The organism is Paenibacillus sp. VT-400 (assembly GCF_001029205.1).
GTDB lineage: Bacteria > Bacillota > Bacilli > Paenibacillales > Paenibacillaceae > Paenibacillus > Paenibacillus amylolyticus.
In genome coordinates this window covers 513,264-538,722 of record NZ_LELF01000067.1, presented here as the reverse complement: position 1 = coordinate 538,722, position 25,459 = coordinate 513,264, and the positions used below count along the sequence as shown (strand labels likewise).

General features: G+C 46.3%; 24 protein-coding genes and 2 other annotated features. Of the genes, 6 read left to right on the top strand and 18 right to left on the bottom strand.

Translation table 11 applies throughout. From position 1 onward, the window contains the following. Nucleotides 1-170 precede the first annotated feature (170 nt). Nucleotides 171-507, bottom strand: a binding site (T-box leader). Between the two features lie 66 nt (nt 508-573). Then, nucleotides 574-932 (bottom strand) — a binding site (T-box leader). Between the two features lie 284 nt (nt 933-1,216). The 6 genes from tsaD to EL84_RS32145 form a co-directional block, all read right to left on the bottom strand. Continuing rightward, entirely contained in the window at nt 1,217-2,272 is a 1,056-nt protein-coding gene (gene tsaD / locus EL84_RS13020) for a tRNA (adenosine(37)-N6)-threonylcarbamoyltransferase complex transferase subunit TsaD (RefSeq protein ID WP_036611272.1), read from the bottom strand. After that, nucleotides 2,269-2,790, bottom strand: a complete 522-nt coding sequence (gene rimI / locus EL84_RS13015; RefSeq protein ID WP_036668955.1) for a ribosomal protein S18-alanine N-acetyltransferase — start codon at nt 2,788-2,790, stop codon at nt 2,269-2,271. The genes tsaD and rimI overlap by 4 nt, the downstream gene beginning before the upstream one ends. Nucleotides 2,791-3,029: 239 nt before the next feature. Then, a complete protein-coding gene (gene tsaB / locus EL84_RS13010; protein WP_047844159.1) occupies nt 3,030-3,878 on the bottom strand; it encodes a tRNA (adenosine(37)-N6)-threonylcarbamoyltransferase complex dimerization subunit type 1 TsaB in 849 nt (282 codons plus the stop codon). A 2-nt stretch (nt 3,879-3,880) separates the two neighbouring features. Further along, a complete protein-coding gene (tsaE, locus tag EL84_RS13005; protein ID WP_047841986.1) occupies nt 3,881-4,363 on the bottom strand; it encodes a tRNA (adenosine(37)-N6)-threonylcarbamoyltransferase complex ATPase subunit type 1 TsaE in 483 nt (160 codons plus the stop codon). A gap of 267 nt (nt 4,364-4,630) precedes the next feature. Continuing rightward, on the bottom strand, nt 4,631-4,807 hold the full coding sequence (locus tag EL84_RS13000; RefSeq protein WP_026081228.1) for an H-type small acid-soluble spore protein: 177 nt from the start codon (nt 4,805-4,807) through the stop codon (nt 4,631-4,633). Between the two features lie 4 nt (nt 4,808-4,811). Next, entirely contained in the window at nt 4,812-5,108 is a 297-nt protein-coding gene (locus EL84_RS32145; RefSeq protein ID WP_076209630.1) for a hypothetical protein, read from the bottom strand. Nucleotides 5,109-5,315: 207 nt separating this feature from the next. Here EL84_RS32145 and EL84_RS12990 point away from each other — a divergent pair, with 207 nt between their 5' ends. The 5 genes from EL84_RS12990 to ligD all read left to right on the top strand — a co-directional run bounded on the left by EL84_RS12990 (nt 5,316) and on the right by ligD (nt 10,654). Beyond that, nucleotides 5,316-6,230, top strand: coding sequence for a Ku protein (locus tag EL84_RS12990; RefSeq protein ID WP_047841984.1), 915 nt, complete (start codon nt 5,316-5,318; stop codon nt 6,228-6,230). Between the two features lie 316 nt (nt 6,231-6,546). Continuing rightward, nucleotides 6,547-7,416 carry a VOC family protein gene (locus EL84_RS12985; protein WP_047841983.1) on the top strand — a complete coding sequence of 290 codons (870 nt, stop codon included), beginning with the start codon at nt 6,547-6,549 and terminating at the stop codon, nt 7,414-7,416. Between the two features lie 177 nt (nt 7,417-7,593). Then, entirely contained in the window at nt 7,594-8,706 is a 1,113-nt protein-coding gene (locus EL84_RS12980; RefSeq protein WP_047841982.1) for a GerAB/ArcD/ProY family transporter, read from the top strand. A gap of 35 nt (nt 8,707-8,741) precedes the next feature. Beyond that, entirely contained in the window at nt 8,742-9,692 is a 951-nt protein-coding gene (locus tag EL84_RS12975; RefSeq protein WP_047841981.1) for an RNA ligase family protein, read from the top strand. Nucleotides 9,693-9,763: 71 nt separating this feature from the next. Then, the gene (gene ligD / locus EL84_RS12970) at nt 9,764-10,654 is read left to right on the top strand and encodes a non-homologous end-joining DNA ligase (RefSeq protein WP_047841980.1); all 891 of its coding nucleotides are present in this window, start codon (nt 9,764-9,766) and stop codon (nt 10,652-10,654) included. A gap of 55 nt (nt 10,655-10,709) precedes the next feature. Here ligD and EL84_RS12965 read toward each other — a convergent pair whose 3' ends face one another. Continuing rightward, a complete protein-coding gene (locus EL84_RS12965; protein WP_036668942.1) occupies nt 10,710-11,621 on the bottom strand; it encodes a YitT family protein in 912 nt (303 codons plus the stop codon). Between the two features lie 348 nt (nt 11,622-11,969). Beyond that, nucleotides 11,970-13,409 (bottom strand): cardiolipin synthase, encoded by a 1,440-nt coding sequence (cls, locus tag EL84_RS12960; protein ID WP_047841979.1) that lies wholly within the window; start codon nt 13,407-13,409, stop codon nt 11,970-11,972. Nucleotides 13,410-13,785: 376 nt separating this feature from the next. Here cls and EL84_RS12955 point away from each other — a divergent pair, with 376 nt between their 5' ends. After that, nucleotides 13,786-15,144 (top strand): hemolysin family protein, encoded by a 1,359-nt coding sequence (locus tag EL84_RS12955; protein ID WP_036668939.1) that lies wholly within the window; start codon nt 13,786-13,788, stop codon nt 15,142-15,144. A 125-nt stretch (nt 15,145-15,269) separates the two neighbouring features. Here the strand turns inward: EL84_RS12955 and EL84_RS12950 are convergent, their stop codons facing one another. The 10 genes from EL84_RS12950 to EL84_RS12905 all read right to left on the bottom strand — a co-directional run bounded on the left by EL84_RS12950 (nt 15,270) and on the right by EL84_RS12905 (nt 25,458). Next, nucleotides 15,270-16,859: a stalk domain-containing protein gene (locus tag EL84_RS12950; RefSeq protein ID WP_047841978.1), complete on the bottom strand. Its 1,590-nt coding sequence runs from the start codon at nt 16,857-16,859 to the stop codon at nt 15,270-15,272. A 58-nt stretch (nt 16,860-16,917) separates the two neighbouring features. After that, nucleotides 16,918-18,018 carry a DUF1648 domain-containing protein gene (locus EL84_RS12945; protein ID WP_047841977.1) on the bottom strand — a complete coding sequence of 367 codons (1,101 nt, stop codon included), beginning with the start codon at nt 18,016-18,018 and terminating at the stop codon, nt 16,918-16,920. 23 nt (nt 18,019-18,041) lie between these two features. Continuing rightward, nucleotides 18,042-18,437: a GntR family transcriptional regulator gene (locus EL84_RS12940; RefSeq protein WP_036611299.1), complete on the bottom strand. Its 396-nt coding sequence runs from the start codon at nt 18,435-18,437 to the stop codon at nt 18,042-18,044. A gap of 183 nt (nt 18,438-18,620) precedes the next feature. Continuing rightward, entirely contained in the window at nt 18,621-19,694 is a 1,074-nt protein-coding gene (locus EL84_RS12935; protein WP_081745953.1) for an AI-2E family transporter, read from the bottom strand. Between the two features lie 177 nt (nt 19,695-19,871). Then, nucleotides 19,872-20,663, bottom strand: coding sequence for an ABC transporter permease (locus EL84_RS12930; RefSeq protein WP_076319075.1), 792 nt, complete (start codon nt 20,661-20,663; stop codon nt 19,872-19,874). Beyond that, nucleotides 20,656-21,564: an ABC transporter ATP-binding protein gene (locus EL84_RS12925; RefSeq protein WP_047841976.1), complete on the bottom strand. Its 909-nt coding sequence runs from the start codon at nt 21,562-21,564 to the stop codon at nt 20,656-20,658. The genes EL84_RS12930 and EL84_RS12925 overlap by 8 nt, the downstream gene beginning before the upstream one ends. 32 nt (nt 21,565-21,596) lie before the next feature. After that, the gene (locus EL84_RS12920) at nt 21,597-21,848 is read right to left on the bottom strand and encodes a hypothetical protein (protein ID WP_127551208.1); all 252 of its coding nucleotides are present in this window, start codon (nt 21,846-21,848) and stop codon (nt 21,597-21,599) included. A gap of 251 nt (nt 21,849-22,099) precedes the next feature. Beyond that, nucleotides 22,100-22,621, bottom strand: coding sequence for a hypothetical protein (locus tag EL84_RS12915; RefSeq protein ID WP_036668926.1), 522 nt, complete (start codon nt 22,619-22,621; stop codon nt 22,100-22,102). A gap of 82 nt (nt 22,622-22,703) precedes the next feature. Beyond that, nucleotides 22,704-23,288, bottom strand: coding sequence for a VanZ family protein (locus EL84_RS12910; protein WP_047841975.1), 585 nt, complete (start codon nt 23,286-23,288; stop codon nt 22,704-22,706). 10 nt (nt 23,289-23,298) lie between these two features. Beyond that, nucleotides 23,299-25,458 carry a hypothetical protein gene (locus tag EL84_RS12905; protein ID WP_047841974.1) on the bottom strand — a complete coding sequence of 720 codons (2,160 nt, stop codon included), beginning with the start codon at nt 25,456-25,458 and terminating at the stop codon, nt 23,299-23,301. Nucleotide 25,459: the final 1 nt, after the last annotated feature.

The following is a 25,459-nucleotide window of genomic DNA, read 5'->3' as shown; positions in this document are numbered from 1 at the left end:
CCTGTACTTGTTGTTCAATGTTCACTACTCGTTCGTTGTATATCCTGCTTACCTTCATGACAGAGTGTACGTCGACTTACACCCTGACCTTCTGATTTTTCAATCTCCATATGGTTCTTCCCATGCCCACCCTGCTGCCGGCAGCAAACACAAATAACCCGCCATCTCATATAAGAGACGGCGGGTTATTATCCCCTCCGCGGTACCACTCTCGCTTGATGGGCCAGGCTTGCGCCGGACTCCATCCACCTCGTCGTCTCCGATTCGCTGGATGTACGTACACGCACGACACCACTGGAATTCGGAGAAACACCCTATAACGGGGGTTAACCGTTGCTGTGTAACACATGTTGTTGTCCATCAGGACAACTGGGCGATTGATATCGTCCCCACGCTTCCACAGCTCCGTTCCCGGGCGAGATTCGAATGATTCCAGCCACTGCGTCGCACCACCCCGCAGCTCTCTGAGCGCTTTATCATTCTACTGCTCCCGTTCATCACATTTATAATATGACCTAACTTCATTCAGCCTTATTTTGAAAATCAAAAAAACCTGCCACCTCATGCAATAATGCAAGAGACGACAGGCTGTTCACCTTCGCGGTACCACTCTTGTTGACTTCCTTCCTGTTCATTCAAGACAACCCCTGAATGCTTTCGCATATCCGGATCACTTAAAGCAGCCTGAAAGCCCCCTCAGTTATCGTCAGTTGATCCTTGTAATAACGTCCTACCGACAACGGCCCATTCACGGAGGCAACCCGTAACCATGTACTTTGGGCCATTGATCGGCCTTCGGATTCTCCCAGGGAGTCACCGTGTTCCATCGTTCCGCTTCCAGGTGAGTTTCAGGTTTCCTTCGACTGCGTTGCACCATACCGCAGCTCTCTAAGACCGGGAATGACCTTACTATTCCTGTTCATCGCGTTTATCAGTTCAGGAATCTGAATTCCTGTTTAAATTTGTAACTAAATATACATTCTTTACATCCCTGCTGTCAACTCTTAATCTCAAACTGCTTGCCTATATAAACTATAAGTGCGTGTTCAAAAAGATCGGTTTTCAGTACCGAGAAGATGGGATGAAGCTAGAAATGGAGTAGCGGAGCGTAGTCAAAACTACGTGAGCAACGGACATTTCGGCTGAATCCCATATTCGATGCTGATGATGCCGCTAGGCATCATTCGTAATCAAAAGCGGGCTTTTTGAACAACCTCTATAAGGACTGAACGGACCATTCCTCCAGAGAAAGTCCCGGATCTGCCTTCGCATCAAATTCAGCAATTTCTCCCCGCTGCCATTTCAGATACGCAGCCGCTCCAATCATGGCCGCATTATCTGTACAATATTCCATTGGCGGGATTAACAGTTCAAGCCCTTCCTTCGTGCATCGCTCCTGTAATGCCGAGCGTAACCCCCGGTTAGCTGCAACACCACCGCATAATAACAGTTGACGTGAACCATATTCACGAACTGCTCTAACCGCTTTCTCCACCAGTACTTCAACAACAGCTTCCTGGAAACCACGTGCAACCGCAGAAGGCTCCAAGGTTTCTCCGCGCATTTTGGCCTGGTTGAGCACATTCAGTACAGCAGACTTCAGACCACTGAGACTGAAATCGTACGAACCTGCTTCCAGCCATACCCGTGGTAATGGCACTACATCCTCCGCTTCAGATGCCATCCGGTCCACATGCGGGCCACCCGGATAAGGACAACCCAGTGCACGTGCTACTTTGTCATACGCCTCACCTACAGCATCATCACGTGTACGACCAATTAGTTTGAATTTGCCCTCGGATTCCATATGCACAAGTTCTGTATGTCCACCAGATACGACCAGTGCCATCGCTGGATATTGCAGTTCATGAGTAAGTCGGTTGGCATAGATATGCCCGGCAATATGATGTGTACCAATGAGCGGTTTGCCCAGTGCCATCGCCATCGTTTTGGCCGCAACGATTCCTACCAAGAGTGCACCGACCAGCCCAGGCCCCTGTGTTACGGCAATTGCACTTAGATCACGCGGACGAATGCCGGACTGTTCGATCGCTTGTTCCAGCATCAACGTAATGACTTCAACGTGTTTCCGTGAAGCCACTTCAGGTACAACACCACCAAATGCCTTATGCGTCTCGATCTGACTTGAGATCAGATTGGACAGCACTTCCCGTCCATCTTTGACTACTGCTACCGATGTTTCATCACAGCTTGTCTCCACCGCCAAAATATAGGATGGTGCAGAATTTATTTTTTCATTGAGTTCGTTCATGAATCCAGTACGCTTCCTTCCTCTTCGCCGCTCCGGCCTGCAGACGGCAAGTTCGCCCACATAATCATCGCATCTTCCCCATTATCGGAGTAATACCCTTTACGAAGACCCGCCGATTCAAACCCTTTTTTCTGATATAAACGCTGAGCAATGCTGTTCGAGACTCTGACCTCCAACGTCATTCGTTCCATCCCGAGATAAGCCGCTGTGCTCATTAATTCATCCAGTAACTTTTCGCCAAGCTTGCGTCCACGGTACGCGCCTCTGACTGCAATATTGGTAATATGGGCTTCATCCATGATTGTCCACATACCTGCATAGCCGATGGCTTTTCCTTCTAATTCCATCACCATATATTTAGCAAAATGATTGTGTGTCAATTCATTTTGAAATGCTTCTTCCGTCCAGGGCAGGGTAAAGGCCTCATGTTCAATCTCCATCACATCGGGAATATCCGCGAGTGTCATGAACCTGAACTGAAGCGTTGCTTCCTGCTTATTATTCGCCACATTGTCCATCTGCTTCCCCTCCCCTTTAGTGCGTGTTCAAAAAGACCGGTTTTCAGTACCGTGAAGATGGGATGAAGCTAAAAATGGAGTAGCGGATCGTAGGGTAAACTACGTGAGCAACCACAATGTTTCCAAAGGAAACATACTTCGTAAGCCTCCCGCTTATTTCGGCTGAATTCCATATTCGATGCTGATGATGCCACCAGGTATCCTTCGTAATCAATAGCGGACTTTTTGAACAACCTCTTTTAGCCTTTGCGCAGCAGATTGGCTTCCGCTTCAGACAGCTGGGTGTAGTTCGGCACCAGCGCATGCACGTCATCACGCTGACCTGCAAGCAGCGCGGCGGCGCCAAGGCGCCCAACCCAGCGGCCTTCCAGCTCATAAGGTACGAGCTGGAGCGCCGTTCCTGCGGGGCAGCGAAGCTCCGCCGCTGCCGCAGCATGAGGGCCCGTCTCGCCGACGATCCAGACGGCTGCGGGCCGCTCTTCCGGCGCCGCCTCCGCCATGCGGGCGGCGAGGGCTTCCAGCCATCCGTCCATCTTGCGGATGGCATCAGGCGCCAGACGCCGGGGCGCATCGCTCCCGGCGGAGGCAAACAGCGCGGTGCACGCTTGACCGCGCCGTGCATCCACAAGCGGAACGATCCAGTGGACAGGGGCAGCACCTGTGCTGCCCTGGTCCGCGGATGGCGTTCCGCCAGCCCCTGCTGCGGCATCTTCTGCCGCAGCTTCTGCCTTGGCGGCGAGGCCGCTGTGCCAGCCGCCCCAGGCGATGGCCTGAAGGCTGGACACCCCGGCTACGGGGATGTCCCACGCCCAGGCCAGTGTCTTCGCCGCGGTCACCGCAATGCGGATGCCCGTGTACGAGCCTGGGCCAACGCCAACGGCAATGCCGTCAAGTTGCCCAGGCTGTGTGTTGCTGGCGGCCAGCAACTGCTCCATCACCGGTACGACGTGTACCGAATGGTTACGCTCAGCCCGTTCATTGCGTTCTTCCAGAAGCGCATGATCTTCCATCATCGCAGCTGCCATCACTGCGGTGGATGTATCCAACGCCAAAAACCGCTGACGCGGCTCTTTTTGTAAATCTTCCATCATCATTTGACCCCATTCTGTCTGAACTGTCGGCACATAGCTGCATAAATCTCGCCGTACCCATCCAGTGTAATCGTTCGATCCTCCAGGCCCGTTGTTTCAATCTGCACATGCAAGTGCTCTTGCGGCAGCAATTCGGGAATGATACTCGACCACTCCACCAGACTGACTCCGGCTCCATAGAAATATTCATCAAGTCCAAGCTCATCCGCTTCTTCCAGCGATATGCGATATACATCCATGTGATATAAAGGCAGACGCCCTTCGTACTCCTTGATTAGCGTGAATGTGGGACTGCTTACCACATCACGTACACCCAAATGCCAGGCAAATTTCTGTGAAAATGCCGTTTTTCCCGCCCCCAGATCACCATCCAAAGCAATCACCATGCCGGCGTTTGCCTGTCTGGCGAGTGCGGAAGCGAGTGCTTCTGTATCTGCAATGCCATGGGATTGATACACCCACTGCTCGTGCGTCTGATTCAATATTCGCCCCACCTTTGGCGGTCCAGCCGCCTGAGTTCACTTTGAACCTTATTATATCGGTCCCTTTCTTCCCCCGCAACATCCAAGGAGGCGAGCGGAAATATAACGTGCATTATTAGACATGTTTCAAAACTCGCTTCCTTCGAAGTTTCAGACACCTATTAGGAAAAACCAAAAAACCGGCACCTCCCGGTACCGGCCGTGTTATACATATATTTCAGCTTTTATTCATTCTCGAATGCCTCAATAACTAAATGCATCTTGTATCTACTCCTCCAAACGATCCACACGAACCGTCTGGGTATTTCCAGGCCTGCTGCCAACCTGAACGGTTGCCATACCATTGGCTTCATCCACATTCTCGATCCAGACTGGATCTCCCTCCAGCGTAACGGCAATGGTATCCTTCGAATCATAGATCGCTTTGGCGCGCTTTGCATCCATCATCTTATTCATACTCCCCTTCTGGATCATCATGTGACTCTCGAACCATGCTATCTGTTGTACTTTCACCAATATAACCGTTATCTTCCGTAACCTGTCCCCCGCCTAACCCTTCATTCACCATCCGGTCAATGTCGAGCATGAACGACTCCCGATCAAGGGGCAATTCTTCCGAAGTGACCGCTTCCCAGTTTACAGCTGTAGCAGGTGTATAGAATTCTTCAGCACTTTCGGCTTTGGCAAGAGGATACGGAGAAAATGCATGCTTGTGAGCTTCTTCCTCATCACGTCTGTTCTTCAATATTGCACCTCCCGGCATATGTGCTGCGAGAATAACTACTTTACTTATCCCATGCTCATCTTCCTGTTGGAATCCGAAGCATGTTTCTGTTATCATCCCCGAGTCTCGCCGAACCATACGAATTCGTTCGTCTACAAGACGATTATCCCTCGCGCCAGATGCCCATACTATTAAATATAAAGGTACCTCAATGAAAGGAGCCGACCTATGCATACCGTCTGGAAAGGTGCAATCAGTTTTGGCCTTGTGCATGTCCCTGTCAAAATGTTCTCGGCTACCGAAGACAAAGACATCTCGATGCGCTATATCCATAAAGTCTGCGGCAGCCCGCTCGCTTATGTTCGTCAATGTCCCTCCTGTGAAGTGGACGTGAAGTGGGAAGAGATCACCAAAGGCTATGAATATGAAAAAGGAAAGTTTGTTCTCTTCGAGAAAGATGAATTGGAAGCGTTAAATGATTCCACCAGCAAAACCATTACCATACTGGATTTTGTCGACTTGACTGAGATTGATCCGATTTATTTTCAGAAAACATATTACCTATCGCCCGATCAGGCTGGTGGAAATGCCTACCAACTGTTGATGAACGCCATGCGGGATACCGGCAAAATTGGCATCGCCAAAATCTCCATTCGCTCGAAAAGCAGTCTGGCTGCCATACGTGTGCTGGAAGATTGCCTCTCCATGGAGACGATTTTCTATCCGGACGAGATTCGTCCTGTCTCCCAGGTGCCCAACTTGCCGGAAGTGCAGAACGTGAATGAAAAGGAACTCACGATGGCAAAGTTGCTGATTGATCAATTGTCCACGCCTTTTGAACCCGGTAAATACACCGATGACTATCGCAGCAAACTGCTGGATCTTATCCAGCACAAAGTGGCGGGCGAAGAAATCAAGATTGCTCCAGCCAAACCTGAAGCCAATGTGATGGATCTGATGGCTGCCTTGCAGGCAAGTATCGAGGCCGTGAAGCCTATTCCGGCTGACCCTGGGACAACAACGGCCAAGCCTAAGAAACGTGCACCGCGCAAAACGCCTGCGCAAGCGGTTGCCGGAGGAGAATCGGATACACCTTCTGCACCAGCCAAAAGAAAAAAGGCCACACCCAAACCAAAAGTTTGAATGTCGCTAAGGCAAGACCGATATCGTTATATGCGTGTGTAATGCGTTCAACTCAAGTCCGGCTTTACAGTCGGATTTTTTTGTTTTACAGAACTATTGAAGCAGTTCTTGTCAATAAAACTACAGTTATAATCGCAAAATACGATTGACGAAAGCTGATTTATATTTTATATTAACTTATGAAAAGTAACTTATTTATGAATATACAGTCACACTGTAATTCGGCTTCAACAGTATGCAATTAAATAATCCGTTTTCAACGCATATACACAATTAAACGAGCACCCATATTATCTATTATCAGGAGGAAACAATCATGAATACAACATATCAAATCCCTGCCACAACCCATCTGGGTGAAGTGAGTCTGCGAATTATGAACCTAGACCGTTCAATTAAGTTCTATACCGAAGTGGTTGGATTAAAATTACTGAAGCGTAGTGGCAAAGTGGCCACGTTGACAGCCGACGGAAAACAGTCCCTGCTGCGATTGGAAGAGCTCACGGATGGAATTACCCTGCCGGAGCGCTCACACGCTGGCTTGTATCATTTCGCCATCCTGCTGCCTGACCGCAAGTCCCTGGGTCTTGCTCTTCGTAATCTGGCTGCATCCGGTATCGATATCGGCCAAGGCGATCACTTGGTCAGCGAAGCCTTCTATATCTCCGATCCCGATCAGAACGGGATTGAGATCTATGCGGACCGTGCACGTGATACCTGGAAACGGGATAGCGACAATAACTACGTGATGGCAAGTGATCCTGTTGATGTGGAAAGCCTGTTTGCCATCTCGGAGAATGAACTTTGGCAGGGTCTGCCTACTGGCACCGTTATTGGTCATGTACATTTCCACGTCCGCAGCCTGGAAGAAGCTCGCAACTATTACACTGGCATACTCGGTTTTGATATCGTGGGTAACTTCGCCAACATGTCAGCACTATTTGTATCCGCAGGTGGCTATCATCATCATCTGGGACTTAATATCTGGGCGGGAGTGAACGCACCTGTTAATCCAGATAACGCTACAGGAATTGACTACTTCACCATTGTGTACGCCACACAGGAACAATTGGATCAGGCACTTGAGCAATTGCGTCAATCCGGTGCAGTCGTTACCCAAGTGGAGGATACCTGGTTTACGGTAGACCCACAAAATATTCGTATACGTCTGACAACTGCGAACTGATTTTGTTTAGGCGTTACAATATGTTTGCTTAACCTCATTTTAATAAGCCCGAGTAACTGATTTCTCTACATCACAGAGAGATCAGTTACCCGGGCTTTTTGAGTTGGCTTTTATAAAACTGGCACAATTGGTGCATTCTAACCAATACATAGACAAGATATGTTAAGGAGATACCTCATGATCGAAAAGGGACGTTTGACAGTTAGACAGCTCGCTTCACTCATGTTCCTGTGCACAATTGGGGAGCAGATTCTGGTCTTCCCTTCCATGATCACATCCTACGCTCATCAGGATGCCTGGTTATCAGCCTTATTGGGAGTCGCAGGGGGCTTGGGAATACTCTTCATTATGCTAGTTGCCTACAAACTGCATCCCCGGTTAAATCTGATTCAAAATGCTCTTCGAACACTGGGACCCTGGATCGGAACCTTGTTTGGCTCTTTTTATCTCTTTTATTTCCTGATCAGTACCTCAACGTTCATTAGGGAGATTGGCGATTTTATGTCTACTCAGATCTTGCCGGAATCTCCATTACTGATTCTGCATTTGGTTTTTATGTGTGCGCTTGTCTGGGGGCTTCTGTCGGGTCTGGAGAGCATTGGTAAAACTGCTGAGGTCTTTCTTCCTCTGATCGTGTTGTTTCTGCTTATTCTGACGGTGTGTCTAATCCCCCATGTACGTTTGGCCAACATCCAACCTGTGCTGGCACAAGGGTTTCTTGATCCATTCAAAGGTTTTGTTGCTGTACTCACCTATCCCTACTGTGAGCTATGCATCTTCATGATGTTTTTTCCCTACACTAAAAATGAGCCCCATCTGGAGAAGGACATTCTGTTAGCAGGGATGATTGGCGGATTGTTACTCACACTGACGCTAAGTATGTGTCTGCTTGTTATGGGACCATGGATGACCCAGCATCACTGGTTCGCTTCATTCAACCTTTCACAGAAGATCAATATCGGAAACTTTATGCAACGCATCGAAGCTTTCATAGCATCGGTCTGGATTATTGCAGTTTTCTTCAAAGCCGCTCTGTTCTTCTACGGTTTTGTCCTGGGCATCGCTCATCTGTTTCGCTTGTCCAGTCACCGTTCTCTGATCCTGCCGGGTGCCATGCTTATTCTCGCCATGTCAATTCTAATCTCTCCAAACGAGAACTTTTATCTCAAGGTCGTTATTCCCTATTGGATTGATTGGGATCTGACCTGTGGTATAGCACTTCCATTACTGCTCATTCTGGTGCATCATATGAAGTCCCGCTTCAAAAAATATAGTAAAATTCCCAATTAACCTGAGCTAATTGGTGTACGAGAGAGGAGTTCCCCATGTTCAAACCGCTGATTCCGTTCGAACCCATATCCAGAGATACTTTGCCCACAGGGCCGCAATGGATTGCCCAGGTCAAGTGGGATGGAGTCCGCATGCTTGCCTATGAGGATGGGCATGAGCTGCGCCTGGTGAATCGCAGATTACATGATCGAACCGCACAGTATCCCGAACTGGTAACACCACGCAATCTGTGTTCAGGCTCCTCCTATATCTTGGATGGAGAAGTTATTGCGCTGGACCCGGATACCGGAAAACCTTCGTTTTATCACGTTCTGCGGCGGGATCGGATGAGCAGACCCGAAGGTATCGCCCAAGCCATACATCAGATTCCGATCACATATATGGTATTTGATATCCTGTTCTATGAGGGGAAATGGGTGACGGATCAGCCTTTGGCAGATCGACAGCGCCTGTTGCACGAGGTGCTTAACACCGCTCCCCATGTTCAGGAGGTCACCAATACACTTGATGCCGCTTCCCTGCTTACGGTCATGAGACAACATCAGATGGAAGGCATTGTCTGCAAAGATCTCACCAGCAGTTATGGCATACAGGGCAAAGACCAGCGTTGGCAGAAGGTCAAAATCATGCATGACGTATATGCCATGATCGGGGGAGTCACGTACCGGAGCGGTATTGTGAATGCCGTCGCGGTCGGTGTATATGACGGGCCTGATTTTGTCTATATTGGTCATGTTGGGACTGGCAAACTGAACTCCAATACGTGGCGGGAACTCACACATCAAGTCGAGCCTCTGATCAGGCAGGACAGACCGTTCCATAATGTACCCGAGCGCAGTGCGGAGACCACCTGGGTGGAACCGCGAATAGGAGTCAAAGTGCAATATATGGAGCTGACTCATCATCACACCCTTCGCCATCCCAGTATTCAAACCTTCGCGGATGTAACCCGCGAGGATTGCCTGGCGAACCAACTTCTTCCATGATGAAGAGTTCGCTGCACTCGTGTTTCGGCCCATGTTTCAATAATTCATTAAGCATATAGGAGGTATTCCATATGGCCCCCAAGATCCAGGGAACCATCATAATAGAAGGCACAGAGCTGACGGTCACCAACCCGGACAAGCTCTTATGGCCGGAAGCGGGCGTTACCAAAGCCATCTATCTGCAAAAGCTGGCCGCTCTGGCTCCTTATCTGCTCACGTATACGAGCAATCGACTTCTCACCACGATAAGGTATCCCCACGGCGCTGGAGGAACATTTTTCTATCAAAAGAATGCCCCTGAGCCTGTACCAGATTATGTGCGCACTGAAGTTCACGACGGCATCCGCTATGTGGTCATGAATGGACTTCCCGAATTGTTATGGCTTGGTAATCTGGCTGCACTTGAATTTCATCCTTCTCTGCATACTGTGGGAAGCCATCTGCCCAGTGAATGGATGATTGATCTGGACCCCTCTCAGGAACATGAACCCCGGATCATGCAGGCCGCACTCATCGTTGGCGAAACCCTGACTTCCCTTGGTCTGAGGTCCATTCCCAAAACTTCGGGCGCAACAGGAGTTCAAATCATCGTTCCCATTGTGCAGGGAGTAACCTTTGATGAATTGAGAGAGGTTGGTTATTTTGTAGGCAAATATGTTACTCAGAAGCACCCGGATCTGTTCACACTGGAACGACTCAAAAAGGACCGTGGAGACCGCATTTATTTTGACTATCTCCAGCATTATGGAGGCAAGACCCTTGCCGCTCCCTATACACCACGTGCCAAATCCGGCGCCACTGTCTCTACACCCCTTACCTGGGATGAGGTTCGAAGGAACGTCTCCATCCAGGATTACCATCTGATGAACATTATTGAACGCTTGAACCAAACCGGTGATTTAATCGCAGCTGTTGAACCCCAACCGGTAGAGCTCATTCTCAAACATTTGAAGAAAAAATAGCCGACTCCCTCATCACAAGGGTGTCGGCTATTATCATTCATGTATATATCAATCGCTAATGGATACCTTTTTTCTTGAAACGTCCGCCCTTCACGTCATGAATGTTACCGATAGCCACAAAGGCTTGCGGGTCCCAATCTTCAACGATGGTCTTCAGCTTCGCTTCTTCCAAACGGGTAATCACGACAAAAATGATCTTTTTCTCGTCCCCGCTGAATCCGCCCTCTCCATCCAGGAAAGTTACACCACGACCAAGACGGTCTGTCAGGGCTGAACCGATATCACGATATTTCTCACTAATGATCCATACCGATTTGGACTGGTCAAGTCCTTCATTCACAATATCAATCATCTTCATCGCAATATAATATGCAATCATGGAATACAGGGCATTCGGCCAGCCGAATACAAATCCTGCACCTGCGAAAATAAACACGTTAATGAACAATACGATCTGTCCTACAGACAAAGGTGACTTCTCACTAAGCAAGATCGCCACAATCTCCGTACCATCCAGTGAACCGCCAGACCGAATGACAAGTCCAACACCCACACCCAGGATCAATCCGCCAAATACAGCTCCGAGCAAAGGCTCCCCTGGTGTTAATGCAGGCACATGGTGCAATAATGATGTCCCGATGGACATGACCACGATCCCCAGCAGCGTGGATAACGCAAATGTTTTACCAATCTGCTTGTAACCCAGAATCAGGAAAGGCAAGTTAAGCAAGGTCAGGAACACTCCGAGTGGCAGATGTGTAAGTTCTGACACCATAATTGAAATCCCCGTAATCCCACCATCAATAACACCATTCGGTACGAGAAACACTTCAAGCGATACAGCCATTAGTGCAGCACCGATCAGAATCATCACAATACGTTGCAGCAGCTTTAATGTAAACACCGAGCTTTTGACCCCGCGGTCAGCTTGCTTGGCTGTTAGTTCTTTCACCGTTACATTGGACATGGTATCCCCCCCGTTAAATCAGTGTGTGAATCCATTTTATAAATCATTTAAATACTCAGGGTGAATCTCCATATGGAGAACAGCAAATTGCGTTCTATATGTGCCCTGGCTATACAGCGCAAGCATCTAAAGGCGATATAAAATGGATTCAAAATGTTATTCATCCCGGTTTGCACTTTCAAAAGAGAGCAAAAGGGAGCCTGTTTTCCCGCAGACTCCCCTCCTTCGCCAAGACATGATTTATATATCTATTATATCATAAAAGATCAAATTTGCGCAAAATACTTAGCAAAAAGAAGATAAATTCACAAAAAGTGAACTTATCTTCAGAAATCTGCCCTAAATCGGCTAAAGAAGCGGAGAAAGCATCCGAGAAAGCATTTCTGCACCTTTTTGCCGTCGTGAACGCTTCTGAAATACCTCCCCATCGATCTGACTGCATTCCCCGAGATCACGTTCAAAGTCAGTGATTAAACGACGAATCGGAGAGGACTCGAATAGAACAGCCGTTAACTCAAAATTGCAAAAAAAACTGCGCATATCCATATTGGCCGTGCCCACTGTTGCAAGCAACTCATCCACAATCATCACTTTGGCATGTACAAAACCTTTGCGATATTGGAAGAACTCAACACCTGCTCGCAGAAGTTCCTCTACATATGAAAGGGATGCCAAATGAACAAGCTTTGAATCGGATTGATACGGAATGATAATTTTCACATCAACGCCACTGACAGCAGCTGTTTTGAGTGCCTCATACAGGGCAGGATCAGGAATAAAATAAGGTGTGGTAATGTAAATTCGGTCACAGGCTACCGAAATGGCCCCAAAACACATCTCCTGAATGGCATCCCAGTCCTGATCCGGCCCACTGGCCAGAATCTGAATTCGTTCTTCCCCGCTACAGATATGGGGTGGAAACAATTCCGCAAGCTGGGGTTCGGTAATTCGCTCACCGGAAGCTAATTTCCAGTCGTTCAGGAACGTACTTTGCAGGAAGTACACGGCATCTCCCTCGATCTGCACATGTGTATCCCGCCAGAAACCCACCTCTGGATATTGCCCAAGGTAATCATCGCCTACATTAATGCCACCCACGAAGCCAACCTGTCCATCCACAACAACAATTTTACGGTGATTCCGGTAGTTCACTCTTCGGTCAATCGTTGCAATCAGTGGCGGTAGAAAATAATGAAACTCCACACCTGCATCTTGCAGTTTGCGGATAAAACTCCAGCTCATCTTGTGACTGCCGAGACCGTCACAAATAAACCGAACCTTCACGCCCTCCTGAGCCTTGCGAATCATGACATCCTGAAACTTGGTGCTGATGACATCATCACGAAAAATGTAAAATTCCACATGCAGATGGTGCTTTGCTTTTTCCATTTCCCTCAGCATTGCCGCAAATGCCTCTTCACCATTTGTGAGCACCGTACTGTGGTTACAACCTGTAATCGGGCTCTCCGACAGATGGGATAACAGGTTAAACAATCGATGCTGGTGGCTGAAACGATCGCCAGGCATCTGTTCGACATCTCCAATGATGTGGGCTTGTTCCCAGATCGTTTCCTTCATTTCACGGAAGATGCGCGATCCACCCTTACGGAGTTTTTTTCGTTTGTTATAATCCTGCGCCACGAAATAGTACACTACAAAACCGATCAAAGGCACGCAGAACAAAATAAACAGCCAAGCCACAGCTTTAGCCGGATTACGAAATTCCAGCAAAAGAATTGTGGCTGCTTGGAAAATAAATACGAGTAAGATAATGACCAGCCAGAACATTCGGCTTCCTCCTCAAGTGGCAAGCTTCATGACCTTGCCTTTCTCTCACCTACACATCTTTGACGATTATGTATACAGCTAATCATAGATACCCAATGTACCCCCTATTCGTAACGTTTGCTTAGATAAAACTTTACATAAGCAGACGGAATACTTGATTCTGGAAATTCAAATTTGTACTTCGTTCATTGTATATTCTGACTGTGTTACCTTCTACATATCAGTTTAATGATTGAGCAAATTCGCATTGTGACGCCAATCTGCTCATTTCACCTTCCAGACTCTTCCTCATTTCTTTGTCTGGAGGTGGTCTTCTTACGTAAAATTAGATATAATAATCGTTAAAAACTTATTACCTAAAGGAGAAGAGCAGTGAATGGAAAGTGAGAGGTATGCGTTAAATTTAGTATTGGTTGCTTTTTTGATAGGACTTTCGGCGTTTTTTGTCGCAGTGGAATTCGCTCTGGTACGGGTTCGTCCGAGCCGGATCGATCAAATGATTGCAGAAGGAAACAAGCGTGCGCTGGCTGTTAAACAAGCCGTTGCCAATCTGGACGGATATTTGTCTGCCTGCCAGCTTGGAATCACGATCACATCTCTGGGACTGGGCTGGCTGGGTGAACCAACGGTAGAGAAGATTCTCCACCCTGTGTTTGAAAGCTTGCAAATTCCTGAGGCGGTTTCTTCATTCTTATCGTTTGTAATCGCGTTTGCTTCCATCACGTATCTGCATGTTGTGGTTGGTGAACTCGCTCCAAAAACGATTGCAATCCGGAAAGCCGAGACTGTTGCACTGCTGACGTCTACACCTATCATCTGGTTCAACCGAATTATGTATCCTTTTATCTGGCTGTTAAACGGCTCAGCGAACCAACTGGTGAAACTGTTCGGAATCAAACCTGCTTCTGAACATGAAGATGCACACTCCGAAGAAGAGTTGCAGATCATCATTAATGAAAGCTTTGAAAGTGGTAAAATCAACCAAGCCGAGTTCGGTTACGTAAGCCGGATCTTTGCTTTTGATGAGATGTTAGCCAAAGAAATCATGGTACCCCGGACCGATATGGTCTGCCTTTATGTGAATAGAACAAATGAGGAAAACCTGGAGATCATTCGTGAAGAACAATATACACGTTTTCCAGTAGTGAATGAGAGTAAAGACGATATCATCGGTATCATTAATACGAAACAATTCTTCCTGGAACTATACGGAAACGATGAACCTGTTGATCTATCCTCCCTGATTCAGCCTGTATCGGCTGTTCACGAAACAACTCCTGTGAAGGACTTGCTCAAGAAAATGCAGAAGGATGGCGTACATATCGCCGTGCTTGTCGACGAATATGGAGGAACTTCCGGAATTGTAACCATCGAGGATGTGCTTGAGCAGATTGTTGGTGAGATTCGCGACGAGTTCGACGCAGACGAAGTGGAAGATATTCAAGTCATCAATGAGAACTATGTCATTATGGATGGCAAGGTTTCCTTATCGAAGGTGAACGACATGTTTATGTCCAGCCTGGATGCAGATGAGTGGGACACCATTGGTGGATGGCTCTACAGCCATCGTCCCGAGATGAACGAACAGGAAGAATATGAGTTCGAGAATCTAATCTTTGTTTTGCTGGAAAAAGACAAGAATCGGTTCTACAAAGTGGCCGTTGTTCCCAAGGAACCACTGACCATGTCTGATTATACAGATGAAGACGAAAAAGAGTCCAATTGGTCTAAATAAAGCCAATTTATAAATAAGAAGAGGAGCACTTGCCTATTTGGGTAAGTGCTCCTCTTCTTATTATATCTCGCCCTATCCGTCACTTCTCCAAGTTGTCATTCAACCCAAGAATGGAACTCCCGTTTTTAGTTTGATTTTAATACCCACTTCGCAATATCATCGATAATAGCTTTGGAGACATTAGATGGCTCAGCGTACTCTTGACCGATTGAAAGCCCATCATAGCTGGATAAAAGATGATTTACCTTTGGATAGCTATTGTACGTAACATTGGAATGATCTTGAAGAGACGATTTCCAGGTTTGGAATTGATTCATAGACACTTGCACATCGTTTTCGCCTTGTATAACAAGCATAGGTGTATTTTGTGTTTTAGCCAGTTCCGCAGGCACATAATCTCTCTGCTCAAACCACCAATAAGCAGGTTGAAGTGGAAACGCCTCAGGAAGATGATCTACAGAATATTTTGGATCTTTAACCATCGCAGCCACATTTTTATAAAAATCAGCTTGCCCTTGTATGACATCCGTGTCTAAACCAAGCTGCTTCATCCGCTCTACCAATTCGTCCTGCTGCTCGGTAAGCACATCCGCAAAGCTACTACTTGGTGCAGCAAGTAAAATACTTCCTGCAATATCATGTTGCTTATCCTCAGCAATGATTAACGGCATTGCAAACCCGCCTTGACTATGTCCAGCTACAAAAATCGCTGTAGAATCAATATGTGTATTCTTTTTAAGCAATTCCACTGCATCGTTTACCTGAACTACGCTCTCTTGTTTTAATGTGAATTTAGGCTGTGAAGCCACCTTATAGGTATGCTCATATGTGACCTTATCGTATCTTAATACAGCAACTCCTTGTGAAGCCAAACCTACCGCAAGATCGCGAAACGGCTTTGCACCACCAATGGCAGCATCTTGATTGCTAGGCCCAGATCCGTGTACCAGAATGACAACCGGGAAAGGTCCCTCTCCCTTGGGCAAAGTTAATGTCCCTGGCAAAGCTAAATCACCCTGACCAACCGTAATGTCTTGTTCTGTATAGGCAGATGGGTCGTCGTAGCTTGGTTTTTGATACACATCTGGCGTAGCGGCGGCAATATGCAAATCATCTACAAGTCCGTTATGATTCATTCTGACCGTAATATTTAAACGAGTCAGCTCTGTTTTGAACGTATAGGTAACATTGCGATGCACTGTATTATTTTCTACATGCTTAGCTATGGCTTCACTTGTAATTTTGCCATTTTGTCCTTCTAAAGCTCCCCACAGCTGACTCAACAACGTGGGTGACAACACTCCACTCACAGAGGTATGAACATACTTGGCAGCCTCCTTGCCATCGCCCTCACTAATAAGGGAAATGAATATATCCTCAGGTGCTGCCTTCAGCGTCTCGGAAAGAAATGCCCCTTCCATATAGGTAGTTCCTTTCGTTAACTGAACAGGATTGTCTAAGGATATGGCTTGCCCATTCACCATCGCCTGTTTCTCTCCAACCTTAACTACAATAGTAAGCTCACTTTTTCGTATTGTGATTTCTCCTGTCTTTTGTTGCCAAGATACCTCTGCCCCATTCTTTTCTGCAATCTCACGAATAGGAACAAGATTTTCACTACCAGCGGATTTTTCAGCAGCTTCTGAGATGGATGTTACCGGAAGGATGAGACCTACGAAAGTAAGAGAAAGTAATAGCTTTTTCCAATTGTTCATTGTGATAACTCCTCCTAATAATTAATTTCATCTATTATATGCATAGAATTCTGAGCCTTTATTGGCTCAGGACTATGCTTATAACAACAATAGCAATGATGAATAACAGCAGGACCCAAGATAGTGGACGAGCGAAGTTAATTGTCCAGCCTATTCCATAACGCTTTTCTATGGTTAAAGAAGGATCATTGGCATTGAAGTAAATAAACCCAAGTTTCCAATAATCATCGTCATTCACAGGCTGCTCCTTAGATCGTTCATGATCCTCTTGTTGATTACGAATTTTCCCACCGCCTTGTCTGCCTGTGAGAGACAGCCATACAACACCTAACACGATCACCACAGGAGTGATGAAGCTAATAGCTGTTAACAAGACCAGATTAGGGACGAACATATTGATCTGAATGAAGGCAAATAAGATGGTAAGAAGTAATCCTGTTACAAGCGTAAATAGGGACCATTTACGGCGGAATTGAATATTTTCAGCAGCAAATTGGCCCGGATTAGACGTAGTAAGCTGTTGTTTGCTTGATTTAATACTCCAGTTAACCAACATCATAAGTGCAATGATTCCTAGCTGTACAAGATTAATAGCCAGTACCGAGAAGTAGGTTTTAGGCACACTGGAAGTGACATGGCCCTGAAGATCATATTTTATTGGGATGACGTTAGGTAGTGCCTTATAATTCAGGATCGAAATAATCGCAATGGCTACAATAATAGCCATGTGAATGAGAAACCAATAGTTGGAATAAGTGAGTTTATTTTGGCGGAAGGTGGTATCGATTTTAACTCTTTGAGGTGCTTCTAAAGTTGTAAGTGTTCCTTTTATCTTTTTCATCTTGAAATGAAATAAGATGTGTAGCGCTGCCCAGTACACAATAAATATCATTGTGCTAACACCGGTAATCATTGCGGTAGCATCTTCATTAGCAGATCGGAGAAAATACAGACAGACAAGTATAATCATCCCGTTTCCGATCAGACTTACTGTAGCAAACGTACTTCTTAGCTTACGTAAGATGGGTGTGTAGTAATTATATTGACTTACCGTAACCCCAAAGCTAATGGTTTCCCTTGTCAGATATGGTGTAAAAGATAGAAGTAAGGCTAATGGAGCAAAGATTAAAATGATAGGTAATATACTAAATAGCTGCATACATAACACACTCCCTTGATTCTTTACTCTTTGTTGTGACCCATCTTCACATCATCATACATTTGGTCTAACACCGCAGATAATTCTTCTTTGGTCATTCCTCGACAGATCGCTTCCGCAATAATCGGTCTTAATTCTCTTTGCTGCTTTTTCAAAAAATCATCCGTTAAACCAGGCATTCCATCAGGGTTCACTACAACTCCCTTTTGTCTATGAACCAGAATGTATCCATCTTGCTTGAGTAGTGTATAAGCCTTATTGACGGTGTGAAGGTTAACACCGATATCTGCGGCCAAATTCCGAACCGAAGGTAACGCCTCACCTAGCTGTAACTCACCACTAGCAATACCTTCAATAATTTGATAAACAAGTTGCGAATAGATGGGAAGTTCGGATTGCATATCCAGTTGAATAATCAAGGGCTCACCTTCTTTTGTTGTCTGTTATATATCAAGTATAACAGGTATAACAAGAGTGAGCAATATGTATGAAAAAAAGCCGCCTACCAATGGCGAGGGCAAACTTACCTGACCCTTCACCATTGATATGCGGCTTATCCTGTTGAGCTTATCGATGTGACAGCGTTGTATTTCAAATTCCATTTAAGTTTCAGTCTTATCTTCGACAATCCGATAATGGATTTTGCGAACTATAATTTTCAGAATCATATATAGGGGAATCACGATGATCATACCCAAGATATTTCCCAGGTCAGCACCCACGAGCAAAAGGATAACGGTAGTCAGTGGATGAATATCGAGCTGTTTGCCATAGACATACGGTGAGATCAGGTTATCCTGAATTTGCTGTGCGATTACAATGATGACCAGTGACCAGATCGCCATCGAAGGTGATTCGATAAACGCAACAATGACAACCGGAATAGCTGCCAGCAAAGCACCCACATAAGGGATGAAGTTCAGAATAATGGATACAACAGTCAGCAGCAATGCGTAAGGCAAACCTAAGATGAGAAAACCGATGTACATCAGAATCCCCAAGGCTACATTAACAATAACCCGGCCAACAATATAGTTGCTTAATGCTTCATCGATCTCATGGACGGTTTCTTCCCCATCCTTCCGATAATGTCTTGGCAACAATAAGGTCAGATTCGTTCCAAACTTGCTACCTTCCTTGAGCATGTAGTACAACATAATCGGGAACGTTGCCAGAATAATAACCAGATTGGATACCACGGAGAATAACCCCGAGACATAATTGGTTACCTGAGTGATCCCTTGGCTCAGAACATCGGATAATCGTGAGAATAGATTGGAATCATCAGGCAGGTATCTGGATACAACATTGCTCTTTTCAAGTGCATTCAACTGATCGCTGAGTGAAGTAACCAACGCTGGAGCATTTTCCACGAAATTCATCAATTGTTCACGCAGGGAAGGCCATACAAGCACACTAAAACCTGCAAGTATTAGTGCAATTACGACATAAATAATCAGAACTGATAATGCACGTTTGATCTTATGCCTTTCCATATAATCGACAAGCGGGCGCAGCAGATAATAGAAGAAACCAGCAATCAGCAGCGGAATGATGATGATGTGAATCAGTGAGGTCAGGGGGCTGAAAATAAAGTTCACTTTTTCCCCCAGATACACGATGAGCAGCAGCAGAATAATCGCTGTACATATGCGGTAGAACTTGTTATTTATCAAGAAACGTGATCCCTCCATGCGCTGCTCTGCCAAAGTGACTGCGGCGTTCATATGTATATCTAGTCATTTACTTATGATACTAAGTACCCTTAAATGACAGTCATGCCACAGGCGATGCTGAATATACACTTATTTTCTTTCCAAAACAAACATTGGAGCAAAAAAAAGAAGCAGGCGTTAGCCTGCCACATCTCTTTTGCTGAATACAACCCAGGAAATCACCATGAAAATAACGTAATACACCGCCAGAACTGCAATGGAGAAACCCAGTGTCATTCCTGCACTCGGACCACCCATTAGCGCAAAATCTGCCCCGGAGGTCATGTATTTGCTAAGATCCATGTTGTTGAATAGAACATACTTGGCCCACTCATAACGGACCGGATTGAATATGAGTGAGAAGATACTCTGTGAGAACATAATGAACAGGGATAATCCAATCGCAAGTGCACCTGAACGAAATACGGAGGACACCATAAAGGCAATCGCAAGCGTAATGAACAGATCAACGTACAAATATCCCCATAACGTCAGAGCATTCGTAGCCGGACTACCGCTTCCTCCCGGAGCATCATGGGAGAAAAGGATATAAGACATCAGCATGGCCATCGCGATGACCAGCAATGTACTGACAATACTGAAGCCAACGACGGTCAGATATTTGGAAGCAAGAACTTTGCTTCGTGACCATGGACGGATCAGCAATAGCTTAATGGTTCCCCAAGTAAATTCGCCTGCAACCGATTCCGCTGCAATCACGACACAAAAGATCGTGTTCAGGAAAAATGTAACCTGGATGGTCGTTACAGCCGCTTCCCAGTACAAAACTTCATTGGACCCCATGCCTTCTCGCAGTAACACTGGCATTAATAGCGAGATCAGCGCCAGAATTGATAACATGATCCAGGTACGGGGACGACGGAAAATTTTCATATTCTCGTTCAATATCAGATTACCAAAACTACCCAATGCCTCCACCCCCAGTGACTTGCAAGAATTGTTCTTCCAGGGTGTGAGTCACGTTACGAATACCGTACACCTGAAACCCTTCGCTAACCAGCTTGGCATTGATATCCGGAATCTGCTCACGAGACACCCGCATCACCAGGACATTGCCCTGTACGACAGCACCCTGAATCAGATCCGCAGCACGGTCTGCATCATTCAGCTCAAAAGCAACTTCGATTAATGCATCCGAACCGGCTTCAGCCCGAAGGTTTCTTACATCAATCAACTTGCCATTCTGGATGATGGCCACCGTATCACACATCAGCTCCATCTCCGACAATAAATGACTGGATACAAAGACCGTAATGCCTTCCTCTTGGGTGAGCTGACGCAAATAATCTCTCAGTTCCCGTATACCCTGTGGGTCCAGACCATTGGTCGGCTCATCCAGTACAAGCAGCTTCGGTTTATGTAATATCGCTTGCGCGACACCCAGACGCTGGCGCATGCCCAGTGAATAGGTTTTGACCTTATCGTGAATACGAGCTGTGAGCCCCACACGCTCAATTGTTTCCGCAATACGTTCCTTCGTAACTCCCGGCGACATGCGGGCAAAGTGAACGAGATTTTGGTACCCGGTCAGAAACTTGTACATTTCCGGATTTTCCACAATAGCTCCTACCTGGGCTACCGCCTTCTCAAATTCATTCTTTACACTGTGTCCGGAAATGAAAATATCACCTTTACTGATGGACATCAGTCCAACCATCATTCGAATCGTCGTTGTTTTTCCCGCGCCATTGGGTCCTAAAAAACCAAAAACCTGCCCCGGAGAAATATCCAGAGTCAGGTCGCTGACCAATGATCGGGAGGATATGATCTTGCTGACGCCCTGAATCCGGACGACCGGCTCCTGCTGCATTCAATCCCCTCCTTCATGGACGAGCACATCATTCATGCCCGTTTCTCATATGCACATAGTGTATCATAATCTTTAGTATATTGTCCCGCAAACTGGGATTTCCCCTGACGTTTCGCTTCAACTACACACGCTTCACAGCATCCAAGCGGCATTTCACTCCGGTAGAATCCGGTGCGAAATACGTGATTGCCTCCATTGCCCTCTTCCTTCATTTCGACAGAGCTTCTAGTGACCGACACAATCATCCCACAACTGACACAGTAAAAGCGGCCCGTTTCGATCAATGATATTCCTTCCCCTCACAAGGAGCTTAGAAGTCCTTGTTATTTGTCGTTAGACGCTGAAAATTGATACATTTTGTATCTATCTCGTAATTTACTTGACACCGGGACTAATGTCAAGGCTTTAAAGCCATAAAAACAAGAAAAACACAAAAAAAGCTCCATAAATGCGACAAAAGTCTCGCATTTATGGAGCCTTATGTTAGGTAAATGATACAATTCGGTTCAATGTATGGGTTAATACTATTTCCTGATTAGTCACTATTGTCGACCTGAGAGGTATCCTCATTTTTCTGATTTGGATAATACCAGAGTAAGGTCCACTCATCGCCATCCTCTACCAGATAACAGGTCTGCACAATATCGAATTGGCCAAAGGTACCTGTGTACTTCTGGGTGACCCGGATTCTGTAGGCTTCAGAAAATGGCTTAACGCCATCAATCACGGTTACATCGAACTCGCGCTCTGGTTTCTCCATCTCCAGCTCAAACGTTTCCACGCCAAAATGCTGCATAAATATATGTGCTCTGTTCTGTACGTAAGCACTCTTGGGAAACCGCTCTTTCATCAGGGGATGAAAGAGTTCCCACGAACTGCCGAAGTCACCTGTCTGCTCATATTTGTAAAACTCTTCGGCAACAGCAGCAGCTTCATCCGATGTATCTGCCTGAAACAAATACGGAATGGTTCTGGCAATCAACCACAGCAATAATACAATGATCGCGATGAACCCGATCTTTTTGAGCAAAGCATTCCGGTTCCTTCTTCGCAGCATGTCCAGTCCTCCTTGTCCTACTCCATACTTATGATGGATAGCAGACAAGTAGAAGTTGCGATACATCTAATTTCCTGGGAAATCACTCGCTGTGAATGGAAGTACGCTTTCCCTTTCTGATCCTTCGGATCATGGACTGAAGTGCTGCATATATGGCAATCCCACAGCAGCCGCCGAGCAAGTCTACTCCAACATCACGTATCGAGCTTGTCCGATCCGGGCTGAACTGCTGAATATACTCATCAATGGAGGCTATAACAAACACCACAGCCAGAGCAGAAACGATACTGGTCACAAGGGAGGTTCTTCTGTACCGCATCCCGCCGTACACAAGCACGGCGAGCACAGCGTATACAAATAAGTGCGCACTCTTGCGAAAGATGAACTCTGCAAAATCATACGGCCGCTGCTTCAGCGAATACTCATACTCCCCGTAAGTGAATTGCACATCAGGAAGTGTAAAACCGATGTGCAATTTTTGAGACCATTTATGAAGCCAAGGCTGAATGTCTTGCTGTTGAGAGGATTGCGTGGACATGGACCAGATGACCAGAATCCAGATCACAATCAACAGCAGAGCAATGAGAAATCCGTACGTTCTTCGTACATGCTTTTGTCTCGTGCGCCCGGAGCCCTCCTCCATCATTTTGATCTTCACCACTTTCATATCTCTCTCGTTATTCTATTGATCCAACATACATGCCTCTGCCATTTGTACCTACATATACCTGACCATAGATTTGACGGTCTGCCGCCATAATTTGCGGTTCATTGCCCAGCCCGATTCCATTACCTAAAGGACCTATATTATTCCAGGTTACCCCCATATCATCGGAACGGAAGAATCCACGCACGTTATTTACGGTGCCATATACATAGACAGCTGGAACCAATCTGCCGGGCTGAGCTTTACCAAAGGCAAATAATTTGGAATTCTGAACACCCTGGATCTTGGAAAATGTATTTCCCGAGTTCGTTGATGCATATAATCCATCGGTTCCCAGACTCACCCATACATTATTCGCCACGCCAGGTGCAGCCTCGACTTTAATGAAGCTTGTATTGATATCCGTATTAATCGGAAGGCGAACCGTATTCGCTTTGGACCAGTTGGCACCTGCATCCGTAGACCGATACAGATAACCAGCAGCATACATATAAAATTTATATCCATTGATGCGATCCGCAGCCAGTGGATGATTATAGGCAAAGACCATATTCCCCCCGATGGCCTGAAAAGGGGCACCATTCATATTTTGCCATGTTGCGCCACGATTCGTGCTTCTGACCGGATTACCGGTCTGGGGGTAATAAACAATTACATTTGGATTGATGGCCGAGTAGGCGACCCTCCCCAGTTTGGAGCCAGCCGGAACATTCATTGGAGTTACCGTAACCCCGTTATTGGAAGAGACAAATAAACGTGTGGTGGTACCATACCAGTCACTGCTTCCCAGAAATATCATGTAATTCGGATTTGCCTCGTGATAGTCAATACTCACAATTTCTCGCATACCTGAGAGCGGGATTTTATTAAGAGGAACATCGGTTACATTTTCATGTCTAAATCCGACTTGATCCGTTAAACCACTGAAGAATGAAACACCCTGAGGTGGTGTGGATGCCGTGAGTGCGACGACTTCTTCATGACCATCGGTAATGGCTTCCCAAGTACTCGCTGTATTGCCAGTCAATCCATTGGTACCATTGATATTTTCCGTCTTGTACACGCCAAACCAGTCTGTAGCGTATACGGTGCCCGGATTATGTGGATCAAACTTGATACTGGATGTCGCTGAGAAAAACATGTTGGGTGTCCACCAAGACGGTTTGGATACCAGCGTTTTGCTAACTGTTGTCCAACTCTGTCCGCCATTAACGGAACGATACAGTGGCAGATTATCTCCGCCTGTTCGAACGGCTGCCAGGATGTGATTATCATTATTGGGATCAATCGTGATTCCATAATAAGATGAGTAACTGGAGCTGGGTGTTATATTCGTCCACTGCACACCATTGAACTTGTAGACGCCCTGATTATCCGTGGTCACATACAACGTCCCGTTCTTCGCCACAGTCATACGTGCAGGATATTCGGGACTTCTCCCGGTAAGTTGCCAAGTGGTCTGCCCATTGCTTCTTGGTGCTTTGCTATACACACCAATGCCGCGAACCCCCGCATACACAACTTGACCTTGCTTTGTCACGGGATTCAATCCATAAGCTACACTCCGAATTCCCTCACCGGACAGTCCGCTAGGTACATCCCATACCTTGCTCCATGTGGCTGCACCATCACTGGAAGTGTACAATCCATCATATCGTGTACCCACATGCAGGTAATTGGAGTTCGTGGGATTAACTGCGATGCTCTCTCCCATGGCTCGATGGATATTTCCATTCGATTCATTCCGAAGATTAAGTCCGGTTCGAGTCCAGGTCTCTCCCCGATCCGTGGATTTCAGAATATCACTCGGTCCCACGTTACCGTACTTCCCAGCAGCGATATACACGACATTGGGGTTTTGCTGATCCAGCGCAATTCCATCCACGCCGTACAGATTGCTGTCCTCATCTCCAAAATGATCCAGTAGTGGAACCCAATCTCCTGAAGCTGTATCCAACCGATATACTCCTCCAACGTCAGTTCGAGCGTAAACCAGATCAGGCTCAGTCGGATGAATAACCAACCCTGTAACGTACCCCCCACCACCAATAGGTATATTATTCCATTGATAGTTTTGAGCTGATTGAACATAATTTGTACTTGCCGGTATCATGAGCATATACATTAGTAGCACAATCAGGGACAATTTCATTAGCCTGGAGATACGCATC